Below are 16,764 nucleotides of genomic sequence, written 5' to 3'. Positions count from 1 at the left end.
GCAAGGAGCGTCGCATGTCCGATCGTTTGCGGATCATCGGAGTGGAAGAGACTGTCGTGGTGCCCGCCGTTTACGAGGCGTACCAGCGGGCCGGATCGCCGCAGATCCCCGCCCGCGGCTTCGGCGACAGCCCGATCGCCAAGAACCTGCGCGAGGTCGGTGAGCAGCGGCTGGCCCACATGGACGACCAGGGCATCGACGTCGCCGTGCTGTCCCTGTCGTCGCCGGGTGTGCAGGACCTGCCGGAGGCCGACGCGATCATCGTGGCCCGTGAGGCCAACGACCAGCTCGCGGAGATCGTCGCCTCGCGCCCCGACCGGTTCCAGGCGTTCGCCGCGATCCCCACTCAGTCGCCGGCCGCGGCCGCGGCCGAACTGGAGCGCGCGGTGGTCGAGCTGGGCTTTCCCGGCGCCATGCTGTACGGCCGCACTGGGGACAAACTGGCCGACCATCCGGACAACGACGAGCTGTACGCCACCGCCGAGCGGCTCGGTGTGCCGCTGCACTTCCACCCGCAGACGCCGGCCCAGCCGGTGATCGACGCCTACTACTCCGACCTCGGACCGATCGGCACACCGCTGGCCGGAGCGGCGATCGGCTGGTACTACGACCTGGGCGTGCAGTACCTACGGATGATCTTCTCGGGGGTCTTCGACCGGTTCCCCGACCTGCAGGTGATCGCTGGGCACTGGGGCGAGGTCGTCATGTTCTACCTCGACCACACCGGATTCTTCGCCGAGGCCGGCGGCCTTCAGCGGCCGCTCGCCGGCTACTTCAAGCAGAACTTCTGGGTCGCCGGCAGCGGCACCAACAGCCCCCGCTACCTGCGCTGGACCGCCGAGGTCATGGGCACCGACCGGATGCTGTACTCCACCGACTACCCCTTCACCTACGGCTTCCGTCCCGGCGGCTTCCCCTACGTCGACACCAGCAACGGCGCCGCCCGCTCCTTCCTGGAGGGCGCGCCCTTCACCGACGATCAGAAGGCCGACATCGCCCACCGCAACTGGGAACGCCTCACCGCCCGCGCGGCCGAGCGCCCGGCAGCCTGAAGCATCAAACCGGCGAGTTATCCACCCTGCGCTTGACGTGCGGCCTGCGCGGCGACGCGCTCGATGGCCTGGACGGCGACATCGGGCTGGTCGAGGTAGATGTAGTGGCCGCTGTTCGCGGCCGTGCTCAGCTTGCTACCGCTGGCCAGCGCGAGCCACTTGCGCTGGCCCGCGGTCCACGCCTGCTCCAGGCGCGGCCCGTACTCGGGGACGGCCGCGAGGTACGGCTTGCCGTGCTGGATCACCTCCACTGGGATGTTCCCGGCTGAGGTGACCTTGCTGTCGGTGATGACGAGCTTCTCCGGGTTCTGCCCCTTGAATATCGCGAGGTTCTGCGCGCGCACCTCGGCCGCCGGGCCCTTGGCGGATTCGGGGATCGACTTGGTGATATCGGCCAGCATCGTGGGCGGGGTGGCGTCCATCAGGACCAGCCCCTTGACCCGGTCCTGGTGGTCGGGTGTGTACCTGGCGGCGATGAGCCCGCCCAGGGAGTGCCCGGCCAGGACGACCGGACCGTCATCGGCGACGCGGGCGAGCACGCCGGTCAGGATCTTGCCCGTGCTGGAGAAGTCCTGTGGGCCGTCCGGCTGGTCGCTGGCGCCCGCTCCGAGCCGGTCGTAGGAACACACCCGGTTCTTCTTGCTCAGCGTCTGCTGGAGGGCGGCCAGCTTGTCCAGCCCATCGCCTGCTCCGTGCATCAGGATGATGACCGGCTGGCCTTTCTGCGGGTCGCCGGAACAGGACACGTTCACCGATCGGCCCGCGACATCGATCTTTTCGGTCCCGGAGATCGGGGCGGCATCGGCAGTCCGTGTGGCGGGGGCGAGGGGGTCCCAGTTCTCCATCGCGTCGCCGTCGCAGCCGGCGACCCCCATGCCGAGCGCGGTGCAGCACAGCGCGGCCGCAACGGATGTCTTGATCTTGCGGAGCATGAGGTCCTCCAGTGAGGGAGTCGACGCCGGGATGATGCGCACGGCGGTGTAGCGGGAAACGCAGACGGAGCGCCGTGGCCGCGCCGTAACGCTACGGATCGGGCGGTCCGAGATCGTCCCCGCACGGTGGACATTCGCCGGTAGCTCGTGCGAGGGACAAGTGCGGTCTGCCGGGCAGGGCCGCGATCGCCGCGCTCTAACGTCCGGTGCGGACGTCGCGGCGGCGTCGTACGACGAATCGCATGCGCGTCTGTCCCCCGTGCGAGCTACTCGCGAATGTCCACCGCGCGGGGACGATTCCAGGCCGCCGAATCCCTAATGTTTCCCGGCGTAGCGGCGACCCGCCGCGGAGTCCCCCACGTAAGAGAGTCGTCATGCGGTTGTTGAAACAGCTCGTCCCCGTCGCGGTAGTCGCCTTCGCCGGCGGCATGATCGTGGGCGCGGTGCAGGGAAGCCCGTTCCTCACCCTGCTCCTCGGCGTCGCGACGGCCGTGCTCGCCGTACTCGTGTACGCCCGGATGGTGCGCTGGTCCGAGCGCCGCGCACCGGTCGAGGTGGTCGCGAAGGGCGCCGTCGCCGCCACCGTCCGCGGGATGCTGATCGGTGTCGGGATGTTCGCGGCCGTCATCATGAACATCGCCTTCCTGGGCGGCTACCGGATCGACGGTATGGGCTCGGTACCGGGCGCGGTGGCGATGGTCGGGTTCATGGCCGCCGCCGCGGTGACGGAGGAACTGCTGTTTCGCGGCATCCTGTTCAGGATCGTCGAGGAACGCACCGGGACGTGGATCGCGCTGGTGCTGACCGGCCTGCTGTTCGGCCTGTCGCACCTGTTCAACCCGCACGCCAACCTGTGGGGTGCGATCGCCATTGCGATCGAGGCCGGCGGCATGCTCGCCGCCGCCTACGCCGCCACCCGCACCCTGTGGGTGCCGATCGGTGTGCACTTCGGCTGGAACTTCGCCGCGGCCGGCATCTTCGGCACCGAGGTCTCGGGCAACGGCGCGTCGCAGGGTCTGCTGCACGGTGTGACGTCGGGCCCCGCCCTGCTCACCGGCGGTGAGTTCGGACCGGAGGCGAGTCCGTACGCGGTGGTGTTCGGCCTACTGCTGACGGTCGGGTTCATGTGGCTGGCCCGCCGGCGCGGCAACGTGGTCCCGCTCCGAAGCGGCGCGACCGCTACGCTCGCCCAGTGATCGATCTACCGCGGGTCACGGGCCTGTGGCGGCGGTGCGACGTTGTGGTCCGGGATCTACCGTTCGGGCTGCTGATGGCCGTCGTATCGCTCCTGCCGGCGCTCCACGGCAAGGGGACGCAGGTCGGCGACCTGCCGGCCCGCCCCTTCGACGCGCTGGCCATCGTGGTGATCGCCCTGGAGTGCCTTCCGCTCGCCGTGCGGCGGCGGTGGCCGGCCGTCTGCCTCGTCCTGGTGTCGCTCGGCTTCGCCCTCGACCAGATCCGCGCCTACCACGTGTTCGCGAGCAACGCGATGCCCATTGCGCTCATCAGCGCGGGCGCCCACCTGGAGCGCGGCCGGCGCGTCACCGTGGTCCTCCTTTCCATGGCGTACGTGCCGCTGGCGCTCGCGCTCGGCCGGCTCGGCGCGCCCGAGAGGCCGGAAGGGTACGTGGTGTTCTACCTGGCACTGGCTCTCGCGTGGGGCATCGGCGCCTGGCTGCGCTCCACCCGCGCCGCCGAGGCCGAACGCCGCCACCACGTCGCCGAGGCCACTCGCGCCGCCGAACGCACCCGCATCGCCCGCGAGCTCCACGATGTCGTGACCCACCATGTGACGGCGATGGTCGTGCAGGCCGAGGCGGCACGCTATCTGATCGCCGCCCCCGACCGCCTCGACGCTACGCTGAGCGCCATCACCGATACCGGCCGACGGGCCATCGCCGACCTGCGGCACATGCTCGACCTGCTCAAAGCCGATCACGACACCGACGTCAGCATGCCCTCCGCCGGTGAGCTCCACACGCTCGTGGAGCAGACCCGCCGGGCCGGGCAGCCGGTGAAGCTCACCGAGGAGGGCAGCCCGGCGGACTCGACGGGCAGCGCCGAGTTCGTGACCTATAGGGTCGTGCAGGAATCCCTGACGAACGCCCTCAAATACGCCCACGGCAGCCCCACCGTGGTCCACGTGCGCTACGGCGAGAAGGAGATCAGCGTGGAGGTCAGCACCGACGGCCCCGGCTCCCGGGCCGCCTCTCCCGGCGGGAGCGGACGCGGCCTGGCCGGGCTCCGCGATCGGGTCGTAGCCCTCGGTGGCGAGTTCAGCGCCGACCGGCAGGCGGGCGGCGGCTTCCTCGTCCGAGCCCGCATCCCCGCCGAGAACCCGTCGTGACGACACCGATCCGGGTCCTGATCTCCGACGACCAGGCGCTGATTCGCACCGGCTTCGCCACCATCATCGACGCCCAGCCCGACCTGGAGGTGGTGGGCGAGTGCGGCGACGGCCGCGCCGCGGTCGACCTCGCCCGCCGGCTCGACCCCGACATGGTCGTCATGGACGTGCGCATGCCGGTCCTCGACGGCATCGAGGCGACCCGCCTGCTGGCCGGCGCCGGAGTGGCGGACCCTGTCAAAGTGCTCGTCGTCACCACCTTCAACCTGGACGAGTACGTCTACCAGGCGCTGCGGGCCGGCGCCAGCGGGTTCCTCCTCAAGGACGCCCCACCGGCGCAGCTCCTGCACGGCATCCGCACCGTCGCGGCCGGCGCCGCGCTGCTGGCCCCCGAGGTGACGCGGCAGCTCGTCGGAAGGTACGCCTCCCGGATCCGCCCCGCCCAGGCCACGCCCGGCGAGACCGCACTGACCCCGCGCGAGCTGGAGGTGCTGCGCCTGATCGCCGACGGCCGGTCCAACAGCGAGATCGCCGCCACGCTGGTGATCAGCCAGGAGACCGTCAAGACGTACGTGTCGCGCATCCTGACCAAGCTCGACCTGCGTGACCGGGTGCAGGCGGTGGTCTACGCCTACCGCAGGGGCCTGGTGACCTGAGCTGCACCACCCGGTGAACAACCCCAAAAGGGGCGAACTCACCATCGAGTAGAAGGCGTACAACCAGCTCATACGCGGCGTCCACGGTGTCGCCGAGCGAGCGAGCGAACTCCCTCCTCAAGACCACCTTCAAGGCGCTGCGCCGGGTCAGCCTCGACCCTGGCGGATCGGCGCCATCGTCATCACCCGTCCAGCCGGACGGTGACGGTGACCTGACCCGCTTCGTCACGTCTGGCGACCGCATGCCCGGTGCGGTCGATCCCATCCAGCTGCAGCGATATCGGACCACCCTCGGCCAAGAAGTTGCGCCACCACAGCTTGGCGTCGGGAAACTGAACGCCGATCGTGACGGTGCCGGCCGTGCGCCGGAAGGCGACGGGTGTGCTGAAGGTGCGTCCCGAGCGGCGCCCCACGTAGGTGACGACCGTGAGGCGTCTGCTGATCAGTCGGCCCCATCGAGGAGAGGAGCGCAACGTCAGGACACAGGAGTTGAAACGGCCGATCGCTCGCTTCGGAAGCGGCCCCCGGTATCGCACAGTACCTCCATCACGACGGGCATCTCTTGCCGGCCAACGTAACACCATAAGTGGAGAGCCTCGTCCGGTTGACCTAAAGTGAGAACCATGAGCGCTGAGACATCTCGGATGCCGACCGTCCCCGGCGCGGCCGTAGGGTTGCGCGCCGACGCGCGACAGAACCGCGACCGCATCGTGGAGGTCGCCCGCGAACTGTTCGCAGACCACGGACTCGACGTGCCGATGGCCGCGATCGCCCGGCATTCCCACGTGGGAGTCGCGACGCTCTACCGCCGTTTCCCCACGAAGGAATCGCTGGTCACCGAGGTGTTCGCCGATCAGTTCAAGGCATGCGTGTCGGTCGTCGACGACGCACTGGCCGATCCGGACCCGTGGCGCGGGTTCTGCACGGCCATCGAGAAGGTGTGCACCATGCAGGCCGCCGACCGTGGCTTCAGCACGGCCTTCATGGCAGCGTTCCCCGATGCGGTCGACGTCGAACAGGAACGGTATCGCGCCATACAGGGCTTCGCCGAGCTGACGCGCCGCGCCAAGGCGACCGGGCGGCTGCGCGCCGACTTCGCGCAGGACGACCTCGCCCTACTGCTCATGGCCAACAGCGGCATCATCACCGAATCCACCGAAGCGGCCCTGGCCGCGTCTCGACGACTCGTCGCCTACATGCTCAGCGCCTTCCGCGCCGAACAGGCCGAGCCCCTTCCACCACCCGCCCCACTCGACCTGCGTGACGTCCTGAACACACCGACCTCCAGTCCTCGTCCCGTACCACGGGCCAGCAGGGGACCGACAGGACGTCAAGGAACCAGCGACCGGATTCCCTGAGGCCAGAGCAGGCACGAAACTGCTGAGTGCTCGCTCATCGGCAGAGTCGCGCGGAAAGCGGCACATCCGTACGCCTCGATGCCATCTGCGGCGGGCGGCCTGCTCTCCCAGCACCTGGCGGCGATCATCATCCGTGATCTTCGGTTACGCGGAATGCCTCACTGTCCTCCAGTCGCACGACGCCTTCGTCCTTCATTTGCCGGACACCCTTGCCCCCTTCCTCCCACACGTGAGCGTGGCTGAGTCGATACCAGGGCGCGAGCGGCGCTTCCCTGGGTCCTGGGACGCTGATCCAGGCTCACGCTCCGCCGAGGAAGGTCACGCTGGACCAAACAAGGACTCCCGTCCGAAGCGCTGGAAGAGGTCGCCAAAGCCACGGTTTCCCGGGTTCTCCTCGGAGGTTGGGGGACCAGCGGCGAGATCGACTTGGAGCGCATCCCTGCCGAGGTGCTCGACATGCCGTTCGACCTGGTGCGCCATGACCTGCTCATGGACCTCAAACCCCCGAAGCCCGGGGCCTCCGAGAATTCGGGGCCCTCTCGCGTTGTGCTCAGCTCTCACTCGTCCGTGGTCAGCACACCTAGTTGGCTGTGAGGACGAAGAACACCGCGCCGCAGCCGCCGAGCACCAGCAGCGGCAGGCCGATCGCCAGCAGCAGGATCATGCCGAGGTTGCCGCCCCTCTCTGGCGGCGGCGGTGGAACTGGGGGCTGGTGGCCGTAGCCGGGCTGCGTCGGTGGACCGTAGCCGTTTCCGTATCCATGCGGTGGCTGCTGCCCAGGCGGCTGCTGCGGGTGGGACACGGCATTCTCCAAAACGATGTTGAAAGGTGCTGCTGTGACGCCCGAGTCCTCCCGACGGTTGACATAACAAAAGGGAGCCGCGAATCGCGGCTCCCTTTTTTCCTTTCTCAGTTGGGCAGTTCCAGGACCCTGGCGTGCAGGATCGATCGTTGGTGCAGGGCCGCGCGCAACGCGCGGTGCAGACCGTCCTCCAGATAGAGCTCGCCCTGCCACTGGACCACGTGCGGGAAAAGATCCCCGTAGAAGGTGGAGTCGGCGGCGAGCAGCGAGTGCAGGTCCAGCATGGCCTTCGTGGTGATCAATGAGTCGAGCCGGACCTGCCGTGGAGGAATCTGCGCCCACTCTCGGTTCGTCAGACCGTGTTCGGGATATGGGCGTCCGTCGCCGACAAGCTTGAAGATCACCCCACTGATTTTAGGAGAGAATCCGAATCCTTGCGCTATCCGGCGTCGTCAGGCCACGCGTCAGCCCAGGTCGGCTTGGGCGCACTCAGCGGGCGCGCCGTTTTTGTAGCCGCGCTGGAAGGCGGCGACGCGCTGCTCGGATGAGCCGTGGGTGAACGATTCAGGATCGATTCTGCCTCGGGTGCGCTGCTGGATTCTGTCGTCGCCGACCGCGGCCGCCGCATCGAGGGCTTCGGCGATTTCCGCCTCGGTGAAGGGCTTTTCGTAGAAGCCGGTGGTGACCGCGTTGCGGGCCCAGACTCCGGCGTAGCAGTCGGCCTGGAGCTCGACGGGGACCGAGCTGCCGGACTCGAGCTCGCCGAGGAGGTCCTGCACGTGGTGACCGTACTCGTGGGCGATCACGTACGCCTGGGCGAACGGGCCGCCCTTGGCGCCGAAGTTGCTCTGGAGCTGGTCGAAGAAGCTCAGGTCGAGATAGACGCGCTGGTCGCCGGGGCAGTAGAAGGGGCCAACGGCCGAGCTGGCGGCGCCGCAGCCGGTACGTAAGCTGCCCGAGTACAGCACGGTCTTGGACAGGCGATATTCGGAAATTTCACGCTTCCAGTAGTCCTGGATGCTGTTGACCACTCCGACCACGCGGCACCGTTCTGACTGGTCGGCGTCCTTGCCCGTCTGGCACTGGTCGGCCAGGTTCGACGGGGGCCGACGCTGAGCGGGCTCGGTGCCGCCGCCCACGTTGTTCAGCACGAAGACCAGCACGAGCATGATCAGGCTGACGATGCCGCCGCCTCCTATGACCATGCCGCCAGGAAAGCCGCCGCTGGAGGGCCGGCCGCCGGCGTCCTCCACCTGCGAGGGATCGAGGTCGACCTGGTCTCTGAAGTCCATGGCTGACGTTCCTTCCGGGGGGTGCCCGCATGGACCACTGCCCCGAAGGGCCGTCTAGATGCGCCCGGAGAACGTGTCGCACCGCGTGGGGTCGCCGGTCTCGTACCCGGTGCTGAACCACTTCTCGCGCTGCTGCGAGGTGCCGTGCGTGAAGCCGTCCGGGGTGACGCGGCCCTGGGAACGGCGCTGGATGCTGTCGTCGCCGACCGCCGCGGCCGCGCTGAGCGCCTGGTCGATGTCGGTCTGGGAGAACGGGGCCCGGTAGAAGCCGGTCTTGACCGCGTTGTTCGCCCAGACGCCGGCATAGCAGTCGGCCTGCAGTTCGAGCCGTACGGACGGGCTGTCGGCGCCGGGCCGGTTGTTCCTGCCGACCTTGTTCATGGTGCCAAGGAGGTTCTGCACGTGGTGGCCGTACTCGTGGGCCACCACGTACGCCTGGGCGAACGGGCCGCCCTCGGCGCCGAAGTCGCGTTGGAGCGTGCCGAAGAAGGTCAGGTCGAGGTAGACCCTGCGATCGCCGGGACAGTAGAAGGGCCCGACGGAGGAGTCGGCCGTGCCACAGCCGGTGTTGACCGCCTGCGAGAACAGCACGGTCTTGGCCGGGGCATACGGTTTCTGCCCGCGCTCCTTGAACTCCTGCCGCCAGTAGGCCTGGATGCTGTTGACCGTGCCCACGATGCGGCAGTCCTCAGATTGGTCGGCGTCGGCGCCGGTGCGGCAGCGCTCGGCCAGGTTGCCGCTCGGGGACAGCTGCGGCGGGGCGCTGGGCAGCCGGCCGCCTCCCTGCTGACCGCCCTCGTCGCCGGTGAACGGGGAAGGGACCACCCCGAACAGGAACAGCGCGGCCACCCCCAGGATCAGCAGCAGGCATCCGCCGCCCCGGCCGCCGATCGGCAGCATGCAGCCGCCCGGCATGCCGCCTCCGCCCCCGCCTCGCTGCGGGCCGCCGGCCCGCACGTCCTCGACCTGCGACGGGTCGAGTTGCGCATCGTCATCGAACTGCATGTATCCCCCCGAGGCACTTCCTCCCCCGTAGCGGATCCAATACGCACGGTATGGGACAAAGGGTCTATCGGGGACGGCTCTGTCGCGCTTGGGCACCTCAGCGCCCAATGGCAGGACATCCCTTCCAACCTGGGGCGGGATGTGGGCTGCTGGGGGCAGTGTGAGGCCATTTGGTACGTATCAGCTAATCTGCCGCCATGACGGGTGCCTTGATCGGAATCGCGCTGGTTTCGCTGGGAATGGTCCTTACCCCCGGCCCGAACATGATCTACCTGATCTCCCGCTCGATCGCCCAAGGCCGGAGGGCGGGCCTGATCTCCCTCACCGGCGTCTTCCTGGGCTTCACCGTCTACCTCGCCGCGACCTGCCTGGGCCTGACAGCCGTCTTCGCCTACGTGCCGGCCGCGTACACGGCGCTCAAACTGGCCGGCGCCGCCTACCTCCTCTGGCTGGCCTGGAACGCCGTCAAGCCCGGCGGCGCGTCAGCCTTTCAACCGCGTGAACTCCCCGCGGAGCGCCCGGCCAAGCTCTTCTCGATGGGTCTGCTGACCTGCCTGCTGAACCCCAAGATCGCCATCCTGTACCTGTCGCTGCTCCCGCAGTTCATCGACCCGGCCATGGGCCACGTGCTGCTGCAGAGCCTGGCGCTCGGGTCGGTGCAGATCGTCGTCGCCACCACGGTCAACGGCCTGATCGCGATCTCGGCGGGAAGCCTGGCGGCGTTCCTGGCCGGCCGCCCGCTCTGGCTGCGGATCCAGCGGTACGTCATGGGCACGGTGCTCGGCGGCTTCGCGATCCTCATGGCGACCGACCGCTCCAAGGCCGTGGTGAGCGCCTGAACAGGCTCCCGGCATTGCCAGCAGGATCAGCAGGAACTCGATGACCAGCCCCGCAGTACGCATCAGCCGCGGCGCGAGCCGATCCTGCTCGCCGGCACGGCCAGATGGGTGTCCGGCTGTTCAGTGTGCGCGCCAAGCTGTGAGCAGCTCTTCCGGTCCGTAGGCTGCCTGGAGCCCGGAACAGTTGACGCCGCTGCGGGAGACCGCGACCAGCGGTACGGGATCATCGGTGATCGCCGCCCGGTGCTTGTGCAGTGCGGCCAGATCGTGGCTGTCGAATGCCGACTTCTCCAGCCACTTGACCGATCCGAGGAAGAGCAGTCGCTTGGCCACCGGCTGGCGGTCGGCACCGACCAGGTCGATCTCGATGTCGTTGTTGCGGGTCCAGTAGCCACCGATGACTGGGGCGGCGGGGAGGCCGCGGTCGGGGAGGAGGCGGGCAAGGGATTCGCGGACGAGCGGTTCGATGGCCCGGCCGCGCCAACTCGTCCAGTTCTCTTTGATCCGGCTCAAGGTCAGGTCGCCTCGCATCCGTTCGATTTCCGCCATGTGCGGGTCGAGGAAGGCCAGCCAGAACCGCAGATACGGGTCGGCCACTCGGTAGCGGCGTTCCTTGGAGGGCCGCAGGGAGACCGGCAGTTCGGCGGCGACCACGCGTTTGCCAGCCAGAACGTCGGTTGCCCGAGTGAGGGTGGTATGTGCGATGCCGCCGGCGGCCCGGGCAATGTTGGTGAACGTACGCTCTCCGCTCCCGATTGCCCGCAATACCTCTCGGCTCATCGCCTGGGGCGGGAACTCGGCGGCCAGCGACCGCTCGGCCGATACCAGGAGCGCGGAGATGGAGTTGTCGAGCGAGTCGCGAAGGAACTCCCACAGCGAGGCATCCGGTCGCCACTCGGCGCAGATCAGCGGCAGTCCGCCGGTCACCAGGGCGGCATCGAAGGCCGCAGCCGGCTCCAGGCTGAGCATGTCGCCGATGTCAGCGGGATTCAGCGGCCCAAGGACCATCTCGGTCCCTCGCTGGTGGAAGGGCCGGTCGTAGCTGTTCAGGGCCTCCATCATCGATAGATCGGAACCGACCAGTAGCAGAAGCACCGGCTTGCGGCTGAGCAGGCGATCCCATGCCCGCTGCAGCATGCCCTCGAAGGCGTCGACCCTTCCCATGAGGTACGGGACTTCGTCGATCACGACCACGCTCGGGGTGTCGTCGGGCAAGATCTCAGCCAGCAGCCTGAAGGCTGCGTTCCACTGCCCAGGCGTCTCCTCGGCGAACAGGGACCGCTCCGGCAACGTGGAAGATGCGACGGCGTCGAGCAGCTCCGCCAACTCGTCCGAGGCAGATCCGCCTGCTGCGGTGAAGAAGAGATAGGGGACCTCGGCTCTGCTGAGGAACTCCTCGACAAGGCTCGATTTGCCGACCCGTCGTCGGCCGCGCAGCATGACGCACTGGCCGGGCTTCTGAGAGCCGACCCCCTCACGGATCTTCTCGAACGTCGCGCCCAATACGCGCAGTTCCCGTTCCCGCCCGATGAACCGACGCACTGCGCCACCTCCCGTTTCACCCCCACTCGATACTATCAAAGGCGATAGTATCGAGCGCGAAACTAACGTCCGGGGCAGGGAGGACTCGTGACGATGCCTCCAGACGGTCACGTGCACAGTGAGTGGTCCTGGGACGCACCGAAGGGCTCGATGGAGCGCTCTTGCGCGCAGGCGGTGGCCCATGGGCTGCCGGCGATCGTCTTCTCCGAACACCTCGACCACACGGTCTGGACGGTCGCGCTCGATGCCCTCGACCCAGATCACCATCTGGTGGCCTTGAGCACGCCGGAGGGGCAGCTGACTCCTCCAAAGTTCGACGCGGCCGGGTATTTGGAGGCGATCGAGCGTTGCCGCGAACAGTTTCCGGGTCTGCGGATCCTGAGCGGCCTGGAGATCGGAGAACCTCATTGGCATGCCGAGGCCGCAGCCAAGGTGTTGAGCGTGGGGAGATTCGATCGCGTGCTGGGGTCGCTGCACTGCCTGCCGGACGGGGAAGGGTTCGCCGAGCCGCCAGGCCTGTACGGGCACCGGGCTGCAGCCGAGGTGGTGCGGGAGTATCTCGCCGAAGTCGCCAGGCTCGTCACCCAAAGCGACGTATTCTCCGTCCTGGCCCACATCGACTACCCGGTCCGGTATTGGCCCAAGCACGAGGCCGGCCCATTCGATCTCTTGGCGTTCGAAGAGGAGTTCCGGCACGCACTGCGGGCGACTGCCCAGTCGGGTAGGGCGCTTGAGATCAACACGGTCGTGCCGCTGCACTCCACTCTCGTAAAGTGGTGGCGCGAGGAAGGCGGGGAAGCGGTCACCTTTGGAAGTGACGCCCACGAGCCGTCAGCCGTCGCCCGCAGATTCCGGGAGGCGGCGGACATGGCAGAGGCTCATGGGTTCCGCCCGGGGAAGGATCCGTACGACTTCTGGGGACGTTCGGAATCCTGATGGGTGCTGGTTGGGCAATGTGCTCGGCGTGCTGCTACCTGCGGTGGTGTTCGCGCAGTTGTGCAGGTTTTCGTCGAGGGTGTGGTTCGACCGGTGAGTGAGTGGGGCCTTGCCAGGGCAGGCAGGCTTCAGGCAGGCGGCGCCAGCCGACCTATCCGGTCAAGAAGAGCATCGTCCAGATTCCCCACAAGCAGCCCGTTGTTCACCGAGGGCCGGCAATGGGGAGTGATCCGCACCCAGGCTGGCGGTCCCTCCTCGTAACCGAAGTGCAGTATGAGCATCTCCCGTCGTCCACCACCGACTTCTCTGCACGTGTTCCCGCCCGGTTCGGCGTCCAGTGAGTTCAGCTCCGCAGCCAGCACACGCGCCTGCTGCTCCCCATGCTCCGGCCCGTGAGACGGGCGCGGTGTGGAGCTCCCGCTCTGTTCATTCCTGCAGATCAGCACCTTGATCGCGCCATCGGGCACCATCTGGTCGTTTTGGCCTCGCCGTCCGGTCGCCGGGTCGCAAGGGTTCTTCGGCTGGGGGCGTTGCCAGGTCCCGGTGCGGTAGGCAGCGGAGATGCTGCGCCCAACGTACGAGTTGCTGACGACCGTGCCGTTGGTGGTCGTGACGCAGGAGTTGATCTCTTCGGCGCTGCCCACCCACAGCGCCTGGCCATCGGGGTAGGCGAACCGGATGAGATAGTTCGTCATCTGCCCGCCCATCAACGTGCACGCCTTTCCGACGCGATCGGTGGTGACCGGAAGGTAGCCCAGGTCGTAGGCCATCGACCTGGCCTGATCGGTCAAGGTCCGTGATCCGGCGAGCGGCTCCCTGCCCGGATCCGAGTTCTGCCCGGGATAGGCGCAGATCAACGCGCTTATGGGCGTACCGGGCACGAGCGAGTCCTCAACCCCGTCGAGGTCGGCGGCATCCGGCACCCAGTGGCCGATCTCGTTGCTGTCCCATCGCTGCGGACACGAAGCCGGCACCGGCGGCGCAGGCTCACCGACCGTGCCCGGAGCCAGGACGACCGCGGCGAGCAGCAGGACAGCCGCCGCGACGACGCTGATCCAATGGATGGGCTTCACACCGCTATGACGTTGTCCGCCCCGCCATCGTTCACCGAAACGAGGTAACGCGCTGATGCCAACTGCGACCAAAACTGAGACTGGAACGCCAGAAGGGGTGCGCCGCGATCCCGGCGCACCCCTTCTGAACTGGCGGAGGATGGGGGATTTGAACCCCCGAAAGGTTGCCCTTTACACGCTTTCCAAGCGTGCGCCCTCGGCCACTAGGCGAATCCTCCGCCGTCGAGCTTACCGGACTTCCGGGCGTGCGCAGACCACGTTTTTTGCGTTCAACGGTGGCAAGAGCGTGGAGCGAGCACTGCCGTGTCCGGCTAGACTGTCCAAGGACCCCTCGCGCGGCGTCATCCTGTGAACCTCCCCAGGGCCGGAAGGCAGCAAGGATAAGCGGGCTCTGGCGGGTGTGCGGGGGGTCTCTTCGTTGGGAGCCCCCTCGCAGGCGGGATGGTCGCATGAGCCTTGCGCTTTACCGCAAGTATCGACCCGGGACCTTCGCCGAGGTCAAGGGTCAGGAGCACGTCACGGACCCGCTCCGGCAGGCGCTGCGAACGGGCCGCATCAACCACGCCTACCTGTTCAGCGGCCCCCGGGGGTGTGGCAAGACCTCCAGCGCCCGTATCCTGGCTCGCTCTCTCAACTGCGAGCAGGGCCCGACGCCCGATCCTTGTGGTGTCTGCGAGTCATGTGTCGCACTCGCCCCGACGGGGCCCGGTCACCTTGACGTCATCGAGATCGACGCCGCCTCGCATGGTGGTGTGGACGACGCGCGTGACCTGCGTGAGCGGGCGTTCTTCGCTCCCGTCTCCGCGCGCTACAAGATCTACATCATCGACGAGGCGCACATGGTGACCCGCGAAGGGTTCAACGCGCTGCTCAAGCTCGTCGAGGAGCCCCCGCCGCACCTGAAGTTCATCTTCGCGACGACCGAGCCGGAAAAGGTCATCGGCACGATCAAGTCGCGTACGCACCACTACCCGTTCAGGCTGATGCCGCCTACCACCCTCCGCGGGTTGCTGGAGGAAATCCTCACTTCCGAGAACGTGCCCTTCGAGCCGAACGCGCTGCCCCTCGTCGTACGCGCCGGCGCCGGCTCCGCGCGCGACTCACTGTCGATCCTGGACCAGCTGCTGGCAGGGGCGGAGGAGGACGGCATCACGTACGCCAAGGCCGTCTCCCTGCTCGGCTACACCGACGGCGACCTGCTCGACGAGGTCGTCCACGCGTTCGCCACCCACGATGGCGGCCAGGTGTTCCACACGGTCAACCGGGTGATCGAGGGCGGCCACGACCCCCGCCGCTTCGCCTCCGACCTGCTCGAGCGCTTCCGCGACCTGGTGATTCTCGCGAACGTCCCCGAGGCGGCCTCCAGCGGCCTGCTCGACCGGCCCGCCGACGAGCTGGAGCGGCTCGTCCAGCAGGCGTCCTCGATGGGGCCTGCCGAGCTGACGCGTGCGGCCGAGGTCTTCAACGCCGGCCTCACCGAGATGCGCGGTGCGACGTCGCCGCGGCTGCTGCTGGAGCTGATGTGCGCCCGGGTCCTGCTTCCCGGCGCCTCGCACGGTGAGGAGGCCCTGCTCGCGCGCCTCGAACGCCTCGAACGAGGCGGCGCCGTCGCCCAGATGGCCGCCCGAGCCTCTTCCGTCGCCCAGATGGCCGCTCCTCAAGCCTCTTCCGGCGCGCAGATGGCCGCCCGGGCCTCGTCGGGTACGTCGTCCGCCGGTCCTGCGGCCGAGCCGGCTCATGGTGGTGTCGGTCAGTCGTCTGCCGGTGCTCAATCGGCTCAGGGTTCTCCCGGTGGCGCGCAGGCGCCTGCCGGTGCTCAATCGGCTCAGGTTCAGGCTCAGGCTCATGCGGCCGCATCGGCGGGTGGGGATGACTGGCCCGAGCCTGTCCGTCCCGGTGCTGCGGCCGCGGGTGGCGGCATGCAGGCGCCTGCCAGTGGTGCTCAGGCTTCTCCCGGTGGCGCGCAGGCGCCGGCCGCTGGTGCGGCGGTTTCCGGTGGCGGGCAGGGCGGGAGCAGCGGCACTGGTGTGGGGGGCATGCAGCAGCAGTGGCCTTCCGTGCTGGCCGCGCTCAAGCAGCGCAGCATCGTGGTCTGGGCCAATGTGAGCACCAACGCCCAGGTCGTGGGCGTGGAAGGCAACCTGGTCACGCTCGGCTTCAGCCAGGTCGGCGCGATGAAGAACTTCACGGGCGGCGGCAAGGACGCCGTGGTGGCCAGCGCGCTCAGCGACGTACTCGGCGGCCCCTGGCGCGTCGAGGCCGTCGTCGGTAACGCACCTGCCCCGCAGCCGTCTCGAGGCCGTCCGCCGCAGTCACCCTCTCACGGTGCCCCCGCGTCGCCAGGCGGACAGGGGTCGGCCGGTCCCGCGGGCACAGGCCCGACGAACGGCCCTCAGAACACGCACCCAGGCCCCCAGGGCCTACCGGGTCCCCAGGGCATGTCCGGTGCGCAGGTTGTGTCGGGCACCCAGGGACGTACGGCGTCACATGGCTCCTCTCACGACGACCAGGGCGAGCAGGGCGATCAGGGGGAGCAGGGCGGCTCCGACCAGCCTCCGGCGGCGTCTCCAGGGCGGCAGACCACGGACGAGTCCTGGCCCGACGCCCCCGACGACCCCGGCCCGGGCGTCCCCCCGACCCCGGATCCCACCAGGACCGTGTCCGCAGCCGGATCCTCGCCGGGTGCGGGCCTGGCGGCCGCGCGGTCGGCGGCGAAGGCGGCGGCCCAGGCCGGTCCCCGTGCCTCGTCGTCCCGTAGTGGTGCCGCGGCCTGGCCGGAGACCGTCCCCGGCCGCAACAAGGGACCGGAGTCCGACGAGGTCGACCCCCTGAACGACGCGGACGCCGACGTGGACGCGGTCTCGGGCATGGCCTTGCTGGAGCGCGAACTCGGCGCCCGAGTGATCGGCGAAATCGACCACACCTGACCA

16 protein-coding genes, 1 tRNA gene and 1 other RNA gene are annotated in these 16,764 nt (G+C 68.5%); 9 read left to right on the top strand and 9 right to left on the bottom strand.

Annotated elements, in window-relative coordinates:
* The first annotated feature begins 14 nt into the window (after window positions 1–14).
* Complete coding sequence (locus ACTWPT_RS28540; protein WP_443180545.1) at window positions 15–1,052, top strand: amidohydrolase family protein; 1,038 nt, start codon at window positions 15–17, stop codon at window positions 1,050–1,052.
* 17 nt (window positions 1,053–1,069) lie between these two features.
* Here ACTWPT_RS28540 and ACTWPT_RS28535 read toward each other — a convergent pair whose 3' ends face one another.
* Complete coding sequence (locus tag ACTWPT_RS28535) at window positions 1,070–1,984, bottom strand: alpha/beta fold hydrolase (RefSeq protein ID WP_443180544.1); 915 nt, start codon at window positions 1,982–1,984, stop codon at window positions 1,070–1,072.
* A gap of 374 nt (window positions 1,985–2,358) precedes the next feature.
* Between ACTWPT_RS28535 and ACTWPT_RS28530 the strand changes: the two genes are divergently transcribed.
* The 3 genes from ACTWPT_RS28530 to ACTWPT_RS28520 are packed head-to-tail and all read left to right on the top strand — an operon-like array spanning window position 2,359 to window position 4,987.
* Window positions 2,359–3,180 (top strand): lysostaphin resistance A-like protein, encoded by an 822-nt coding sequence (locus ACTWPT_RS28530; RefSeq protein WP_443180543.1) that lies wholly within the window; start codon window positions 2,359–2,361, stop codon window positions 3,178–3,180.
* The gene (locus ACTWPT_RS28525) at window positions 3,177–4,331 is read left to right on the top strand and encodes a sensor histidine kinase (protein ID WP_443180542.1); all 1,155 of its coding nucleotides are present in this window, start codon (window positions 3,177–3,179) and stop codon (window positions 4,329–4,331) included. The genes ACTWPT_RS28530 and ACTWPT_RS28525 overlap by 4 nt, the downstream gene beginning before the upstream one ends.
* Complete coding sequence (locus ACTWPT_RS28520) at window positions 4,328–4,987, top strand: response regulator (protein WP_138709945.1); 660 nt, start codon at window positions 4,328–4,330, stop codon at window positions 4,985–4,987. The genes ACTWPT_RS28525 and ACTWPT_RS28520 overlap by 4 nt, the downstream gene beginning before the upstream one ends.
* Before the next feature lie 182 nt (window positions 4,988–5,169).
* Here the strand turns inward: ACTWPT_RS28520 and ACTWPT_RS28515 are convergent, their stop codons facing one another.
* Window positions 5,170–5,523, bottom strand: a complete 354-nt coding sequence (locus tag ACTWPT_RS28515) for a hypothetical protein (RefSeq protein ID WP_443180541.1) — start codon at window positions 5,521–5,523, stop codon at window positions 5,170–5,172.
* A gap of 87 nt (window positions 5,524–5,610) precedes the next feature.
* Between ACTWPT_RS28515 and ACTWPT_RS28510 the strand changes: the two genes are divergently transcribed.
* Window positions 5,611–6,345, top strand: coding sequence for a TetR/AcrR family transcriptional regulator (locus ACTWPT_RS28510; RefSeq protein WP_443180540.1), 735 nt, complete (start codon window positions 5,611–5,613; stop codon window positions 6,343–6,345).
* A 580-nt stretch (window positions 6,346–6,925) separates the two neighbouring features.
* Here the strand turns inward: ACTWPT_RS28510 and ACTWPT_RS28505 are convergent.
* The 4 genes from ACTWPT_RS28505 to ypfJ (ACTWPT_RS28490) all read right to left on the bottom strand — a co-directional run bounded on the left by ACTWPT_RS28505 (window position 6,926) and on the right by ypfJ (ACTWPT_RS28490) (window position 9,444).
* Window positions 6,926–7,147 carry a hypothetical protein gene (locus tag ACTWPT_RS28505; protein WP_443180539.1) on the bottom strand — a complete coding sequence of 74 codons (222 nt, stop codon included), beginning with the start codon at window positions 7,145–7,147 and terminating at the stop codon, window positions 6,926–6,928.
* A gap of 107 nt (window positions 7,148–7,254) precedes the next feature.
* The gene (locus ACTWPT_RS28500) at window positions 7,255–7,551 is read right to left on the bottom strand and encodes a type II toxin-antitoxin system VapB family antitoxin (protein ID WP_127937745.1); all 297 of its coding nucleotides are present in this window, start codon (window positions 7,549–7,551) and stop codon (window positions 7,255–7,257) included.
* 60 nt (window positions 7,552–7,611) lie between these two features.
* Window positions 7,612–8,439: a KPN_02809 family neutral zinc metallopeptidase gene (gene ypfJ / locus ACTWPT_RS28495; RefSeq protein WP_443180538.1), complete on the bottom strand. Its 828-nt coding sequence runs from the start codon at window positions 8,437–8,439 to the stop codon at window positions 7,612–7,614.
* 54 nt (window positions 8,440–8,493) lie between these two features.
* Entirely contained in the window at window positions 8,494–9,444 is a 951-nt protein-coding gene (ypfJ, locus tag ACTWPT_RS28490) for a KPN_02809 family neutral zinc metallopeptidase (protein ID WP_443180537.1), read from the bottom strand.
* Window positions 9,445–9,641: 197 nt separating this feature from the next.
* Between ypfJ (ACTWPT_RS28490) and ACTWPT_RS28485 the strand changes: the two genes are divergently transcribed.
* The gene (locus tag ACTWPT_RS28485) at window positions 9,642–10,283 is read left to right on the top strand and encodes a LysE family translocator (protein ID WP_443180536.1); all 642 of its coding nucleotides are present in this window, start codon (window positions 9,642–9,644) and stop codon (window positions 10,281–10,283) included.
* Window positions 10,284–10,403: 120 nt separating this feature from the next.
* On the opposite strand, the gene ACTWPT_RS28480 is transcribed toward ACTWPT_RS28485, so the two are convergent.
* Window positions 10,404–11,942, bottom strand: coding sequence for an ATP-binding protein (locus ACTWPT_RS28480; RefSeq protein ID WP_443180535.1), 1,539 nt, complete (start codon window positions 11,940–11,942; stop codon window positions 10,404–10,406).
* On the opposite strand from ACTWPT_RS28480, the gene ACTWPT_RS28475 reads away from it, so the two are divergent.
* Window positions 11,919–12,761 (top strand): PHP domain-containing protein, encoded by an 843-nt coding sequence (locus ACTWPT_RS28475; protein WP_443180574.1) that lies wholly within the window; start codon window positions 11,919–11,921, stop codon window positions 12,759–12,761. The two genes, ACTWPT_RS28480 and ACTWPT_RS28475, sit on opposite strands and share 24 nt — an antisense overlap.
* 128 nt (window positions 12,762–12,889) lie before the next feature.
* Here the strand turns inward: ACTWPT_RS28475 and ACTWPT_RS28470 are convergent, their stop codons facing one another.
* The gene (locus ACTWPT_RS28470) at window positions 12,890–13,906 is read right to left on the bottom strand and encodes a hypothetical protein (RefSeq protein ID WP_443180534.1); all 1,017 of its coding nucleotides are present in this window, start codon (window positions 13,904–13,906) and stop codon (window positions 12,890–12,892) included.
* A 58-nt stretch (window positions 13,907–13,964) separates the two neighbouring features.
* Window positions 13,965–14,052: transfer RNA gene (locus ACTWPT_RS28465), tRNA-Ser, on the bottom strand.
* 104 nt (window positions 14,053–14,156) lie between these two features.
* Between ACTWPT_RS28465 and ffs the strand changes: the two genes are divergently transcribed.
* Both ffs and ACTWPT_RS28455 read left to right on the top strand, forming a co-directional pair.
* Window positions 14,157–14,252: signal recognition particle sRNA small type (gene ffs, locus ACTWPT_RS28460), an RNA gene on the top strand.
* Window positions 14,253–14,283: 31 nt separating this feature from the next.
* The gene (locus tag ACTWPT_RS28455) at window positions 14,284–16,761 is read left to right on the top strand and encodes a DNA polymerase III subunit gamma and tau (protein WP_443180533.1); all 2,478 of its coding nucleotides are present in this window, start codon (window positions 14,284–14,286) and stop codon (window positions 16,759–16,761) included.
* Window positions 16,762–16,764 lie beyond the last annotated feature (3 nt).

It is taken from the genome of Nonomuraea sp. 3N208, assembly GCF_052245935.1.
In the GTDB taxonomy this organism is placed as follows: domain Bacteria; phylum Actinomycetota; class Actinomycetes; order Streptosporangiales; family Streptosporangiaceae; genus Nonomuraea.
This window is presented reverse-complemented; position numbering and strand designations above follow the sequence as displayed.